Here is a 4,641-nt window from a genome sequence, read left to right as displayed (position 1 = left end):
GGTAAGCGGCCATGACGGGGATGTCGGCAAAGGTCACCGCCTGGATGAACAGCAGGCCCATGCCGGGCCATTGAAAGACGGTTTCGGTGATGATGGCAAAGGCGATCAACCCGCCCAGTTGCAGACCGGTAATGGTCATTACCGGCACCAGCGTGTTGCGCAAGGCATGGCCGAAATGGATGGCCCGGTCGGGCAGGCCGCGCGCCCGTGCGAACTTGATGTAGTCGGTGCGCAATACCTCCAGCATTTCGGCGCGCACCAGCCGCATGATCAACGTGAGCTGAAAGACCGCCAGCGTCACGGCCGGCAGGACGATGTGGTGCCAGCCGTCGGCCTTGAAGAGGCCTGTGCTCCACCAGCCGATCTGCACTGTCTCGCCACGGCCAAAGCTCGGGAACCAGCCCAGGCCCACGGCGAACACCAGGATCAGCAGGATACCGATCAGGAAARTGGGCAATGAAACACCCAGCAGTGACACCGTCATGAACACCTGGCTCAGGAACGAGCCGCGGCGCAGCGCCGAATAGACGCCCATCGGGATACCGATGAGCAAGGCCAAAACGGCCGCCACCAGCGCAAGCTCCAGCGTCGCGGGAAAACGTTCGGAAATCAGGCGCGATACCTTGGCGCCCTGTCGCAGGCTCAAGCCGAATTCGCCCTGCGCGGCGTTGACCAGGAAATGCCAGAACTGGACGATAAAAGGCCGGTCCAGCCCGAGGTCGGTGCGCAGTTGCCGGATCTGCGCCGGTGTGGCGTCCTGCCCCAGAAGGAACACCACCGGGTCACCGACATACTGAAAGAGCATGAAGGCAATCAAGGCGACCACGACCATCACGATCACGGCCTGGATCAGGCGGCGCAGAATAAAAGCAAGCATTGGCCAAAGAAAAGTGTCGGACGATACTAGCAGAGCAATTGCTATGCCGACACAGGGGTTTACTTTAGGGTTAAAGAACCGCGTGGCCCCGGCAATTGCCCTGAATCGGGCTTTTCATTGCCCTTTTAAGGTGCCGCGCGCCTCTTTGCGGCGCGACCGGCTCTAAAGCCGTTGCAGTTTTTTGCGGACCAGGTGGATGTTGCTGCGCAGCGCATACAACTCGTCGGTATAGGACAGCGGCACCGTGATTTTTTCGGCGCGGCTTTCCAGGTTGTTGAGTTCTTCCAGCAAGGCCGCGTTGCCACTGTTTTCCCCGGAGATTTCCACGCGGTTTTCGATGTCGCGCAGTTGGCCGTACCAGCGGAAGATGCGTGAACGCACACGAAAGGCATACAGCGGCGGGATGATGCGCGACAGCGGCAGCATGATGGCGATGATGATGCCCATCGCCAGCCACATCCGCTCGACCAGGTTGGCCACCCAGAAGGGCAGGTAGCGCTGCAGTACGGGGGTGCCGTTCTTGATGGCGCGCTCGGCCTCCTTGGCAATGGGCAATTCGCTGTTGTCGCGGTTCGGGTATTCGCGGGCGCTTTTGAACCAGCCGGCCCCGCCATGGATGTCGTTGCCGGCCTGGGCCAGCAGCTGCTGCAGCGCGGGATGAATACCGGAGCGCGTGATAAGTGAGGTGGTCGATGCGACCAGCCGTACGTCATCGGGCGGAATATTGCTCGCCAGATCCACCACGCCGCGTGGCAGGCGGGTCGGCGTCAAAAATGCAAAGCGCCGCGAATAGGCTTCGCTCTGGGCAAAATTCATGAGCTTGACGCCGGGGGTTTGCAGCAGCATCTGCACCATCAGCGACTCCGGGGCGGACGCGAACACAATCGCGTCCAGTTCCCCGCCCAGAAAGGCCACGGTCGCGGGCGTCTGCTCCAGTCTCGACACTTTCATCGTAGCGGGATCGATGCGGTTGCTGTCGAACAGTTTCGCCATCAGGCTTGGGACGCCGCTGCCTGGCGTTCCCAGGTTGACGCGCAGGCCCTGCAATTGCGTGAGCGATGTGAGGCTGGCGTCTTCGCCCGTATCCGCGGAGTCTGCCTTTGGGGCGAGTCGGCTGCCTGGCGCCTTCGCGGCCCGTGCCGCGGCAGCTACTTTGCGCGCCGCATCTTCCCGGTAGAACAGCCAGAGCGGTTCCACAAACAGGCTGCCCAGCGACGACAGGTCTTCTTCATCCTGGGCGGTGTAGTCGCTGGTGCCGCCCTGGACAAAACCGACGTCCACCTTGCCTTCGCGCAGCAACTGCAGGTTGGCGGCTGAGCCTTCCGAGGGCACAAGGACCACCTGGATGCCCTCCTGAGCCAGCGCCTTGGCGTAGCGTTTGCCGAATTCTTCATAGGCGCTTTGCGCCGGGCCGGTCGCCAGGCTTACCCGCTTGGGCGGGTTCGGGTCCAGCCACCAATAGGCCAATACCAGCAGCGCCGCCGCCAGCAGGATGAACGGGCCGGCGGAGACCCACAGATCGCGCAGGGACAACAGGGTGTAGCGAATGGTTTTAGGCATGCGCCGAACCATAGCATGGGGCCGCTGCCGGCCTGCAGGCAAAGTTTGTCTATTGGTAAAAATGGCCTGCAGGCCAATCAGGACAAGCGCAAGAAGCTATCAAAATGAGAGCGGATTGGCGATCGTGCCGGTGGGCGCTTACTTGCGGGGTTCGATGGAAAGCACGGTATAGGTCCCGTTGATCCTGTCCACAGTGAAACTGACCTTGTCCCCGGCTTTCACGGTTTCCAGCATCGCGGGGTCCTTGACCTGGAACACCATGGTCATGCCGGGCATGTCCAGGTTCTTGATCTCACCGTGCTTGAGGGTGATCTTGCCGGCCTCCTTGTCGACTTTGCGGACTTCGCCTTCGGTCGGCGGCAAGGCCGCCTGCGCCAGGGCAAGCGACGTGGCCAGTACGGCAAAGAGGGCAGCCCCTATGCGGTTAAAACGTTTCATGGGGAATCCTTTCAGGTGCGGTGATAGCTTTGGTAAATGCGGGTACTGCCATCGCGGTGAACCAGCAGCACGTCATACGGGTCTTTGCGTCCGCCATAAAGCGGCGCATCCATGCCGGGCGAGCCCACCGGCATGCCGGGAACGGCCAGGCCTACGGCCTGCGGGCTCTCTTTGAGCAGGCGGTAGATCTCACGGGCCGGCACATGGCCTTCCAGTGCGTAGCGCTTGCCGGCCAGGCTGACTTCCGCCGTGTGGCAGGAGCCGAGCTTTTCCGGGATGCCGAGCCGGGTCCGCGCCGCCGTGTTGCCGCTGTCGTGAATGCGAACCTGGAACCCGTTGGCCTGCAGGTGCGCCACCCAGTCCTTGCAGCAACCGCAGTCAGGGTCTTTCCAGACTTCGACGGGTACTTGGGTCTGGGCCCACAGTGCCGGGGTGAGGGCTGAGGCGCTTGCAATCGCGGCCGTCACCTGGATGAGTTGTCGTCTTTGCATCATGTGTGCTCCTTGTGTGAACGGATCAGCGGGCCGCAACAGTGATCTTGCCCACCATGCCTGCCTGGTAGTGGCCGGCGATCAGGCAGGCGAAGTCGAATTCGCCGGCGCGGTTGAAGGTCCAGACCAACCCGCCCGACTTGCCCGCCGGCACGTGCGCCATGTAGGGCTCGTCGTGCTCCATGCCCGGAAACTTCACCATCATCGCCGCGTGTTCGTCGAGATTCTTTTGGGTCCCGATCACCAGTTCATGCAAAAGTTTGCCGCGATTGCGGATTTCAAAACGCACGGTTTCGCCTTGCTTGAACGAGAGCTTGTCGGGTGTGAACCGCATGTTGTCGTCCATGGATAGCGTGACGGTTCGTGTGGCTGCGCTGGCATCGCCCGCAATGCCCCAGGGCTTTTGCTCTTTCGGGGCCGGGGCAGCACTGGGGCTGTGGACAGCATCGCCGTGGGCGAAAGCCGGCGCGGCCGAAGCTGCAACAACGGCGGCGGCAAGAATGGCGGTAAGTGGGTTCATGGTGTGGTCCTTGTGGATGAAGTTAAAGAGTCAAAAGTTCAAAGTCAAATCAATGTTGGTGCCCGGGATGCCCGGCCGCTGTGCCCGGCGCATCGCTGTAGCCGCGCAAATCCGCGTAAAGGTTTATCTGCTGCGGTGTCAATAAACCTGCCTGTTGCAAGTGCGTATGCAAGTGCGAGGCACGCAACTGGGCTTGAAGCAGGCCAATCTGCCGGGTCAGGGCATCAACCTGTGCCGCGTTCACCTGCCTGCCGGCAAAGGCGCTGTCCAGGTCACGCTCGGCCTCCACCAGCCTGGCGCCCAGCGCGCGGGCCTCGGCCTTGTGCTGGTTCATCAGTGCTTCGCTGGCCTGCTTTTGCGCGGCGCTCAGCGCCAGCGGGCCGGCCAGTTCCAGCACGTGCATGGGCCCCGGGTAACCGTTCAATTCGGCCGCTTTGGCTTGTTCCATGCCTTTGCCGGCCAGAAGGTCAGCGGTTTGTGCCGCCGACAGGGCTTTGATGCCGCGCGCTTGCTGGCCCGCGTAGGGACTTGCTGCGGGGTTTTCACCCCTCGTCTGGCCATGTTGGGCAAACAGGGCTGTAGCGCCCGACAGTAAAGCGCAAGCAGCTATCAATTTAAGAGCGTTTTGGGTTTTCATGGTGTTCCTCAWGGTTCTGGGTCAGTGGCCGGTATGGCCCTGGGGTTTGCGGATATTGATTTCAGTGCCGCCCGCAGGTGCGGCCGGATTGCCAGGCTGGGGGCGGGCCGGGTCGGGC

At 62.1% G+C, this 4,641-nt stretch carries 6 protein-coding genes; all 6 read right to left on the bottom strand.

Annotated elements, in window-relative coordinates; genetic code table 11:
- On the bottom strand, nucleotides 1-877 hold an 877-nt coding region (locus tag AC1D1X_RS16105; protein ID WP_477698646.1), incomplete at its 3' end, for an ABC transporter permease.
- 162 nt (nucleotides 878-1,039) lie between these two features.
- Nucleotides 1,040-2,437 (bottom strand): TAXI family TRAP transporter solute-binding subunit, encoded by a 1,398-nt coding sequence (locus tag AC1D1X_RS16100; RefSeq protein ID WP_477671437.1) that lies wholly within the window; start codon nucleotides 2,435-2,437, stop codon nucleotides 1,040-1,042.
- Nucleotides 2,438-2,575: 138 nt separating this feature from the next.
- Nucleotides 2,576-2,875, bottom strand: a complete 300-nt coding sequence (locus tag AC1D1X_RS16095) for a copper-binding protein (RefSeq protein WP_477671438.1) — start codon at nucleotides 2,873-2,875, stop codon at nucleotides 2,576-2,578.
- Between the two features lie 11 nt (nucleotides 2,876-2,886).
- The gene (locus AC1D1X_RS16090; RefSeq protein WP_477671439.1) at nucleotides 2,887-3,369 is read right to left on the bottom strand and encodes a DUF411 domain-containing protein; all 483 of its coding nucleotides are present in this window, start codon (nucleotides 3,367-3,369) and stop codon (nucleotides 2,887-2,889) included.
- Between the two features lie 22 nt (nucleotides 3,370-3,391).
- Nucleotides 3,392-3,886 (bottom strand): cupredoxin domain-containing protein, encoded by a 495-nt coding sequence (locus AC1D1X_RS16085; protein ID WP_477671440.1) that lies wholly within the window; start codon nucleotides 3,884-3,886, stop codon nucleotides 3,392-3,394.
- Nucleotides 3,887-3,935: 49 nt separating this feature from the next.
- Entirely contained in the window at nucleotides 3,936-4,523 is a 588-nt protein-coding gene (locus tag AC1D1X_RS16080) for a Spy/CpxP family protein refolding chaperone (RefSeq protein WP_457279238.1), read from the bottom strand.
- Between the last annotated feature and the right edge of the window lie 118 nt (nucleotides 4,524-4,641).

The organism is Polaromonas sp. P1_G4, assembly GCF_056405475.1.
Note: the sequence above shows the minus strand (reverse complement) of the source record. Positions and strands in the feature narration are given on the sequence as shown.

Bases quoted from the DNA above. Each gene is read 5' to 3' on its own strand.
- AC1D1X_RS16100 (WP_477671437.1), bottom strand. From the start codon at position 2,437: ATGCCTAAAACCATTCGCTACACCCTGTTGTCCCTGCGCGATCTGTGG.
- AC1D1X_RS16090 (WP_477671439.1), bottom strand. From the start codon at position 3,369: ATGATGCAAAGACGACAACTCATCCAGGTGACGGCCGCGATTGCAAGC.
- AC1D1X_RS16095 (WP_477671438.1), bottom strand. From the start codon at position 2,875: ATGAAACGTTTTAACCGCATAGGGGCTGCCCTCTTTGCCGTACTGGCC.
- AC1D1X_RS16085 (WP_477671440.1), bottom strand. From the start codon at position 3,886: ATGAACCCACTTACCGCCATTCTTGCCGCCGCCGTTGTTGCAGCTTCG.
- AC1D1X_RS16080 (WP_457279238.1), bottom strand. From the start codon at position 4,523: ATGAAAACCCAAAACGCTCTTAAATTGATAGCTGCTTGCGCTTTACTG.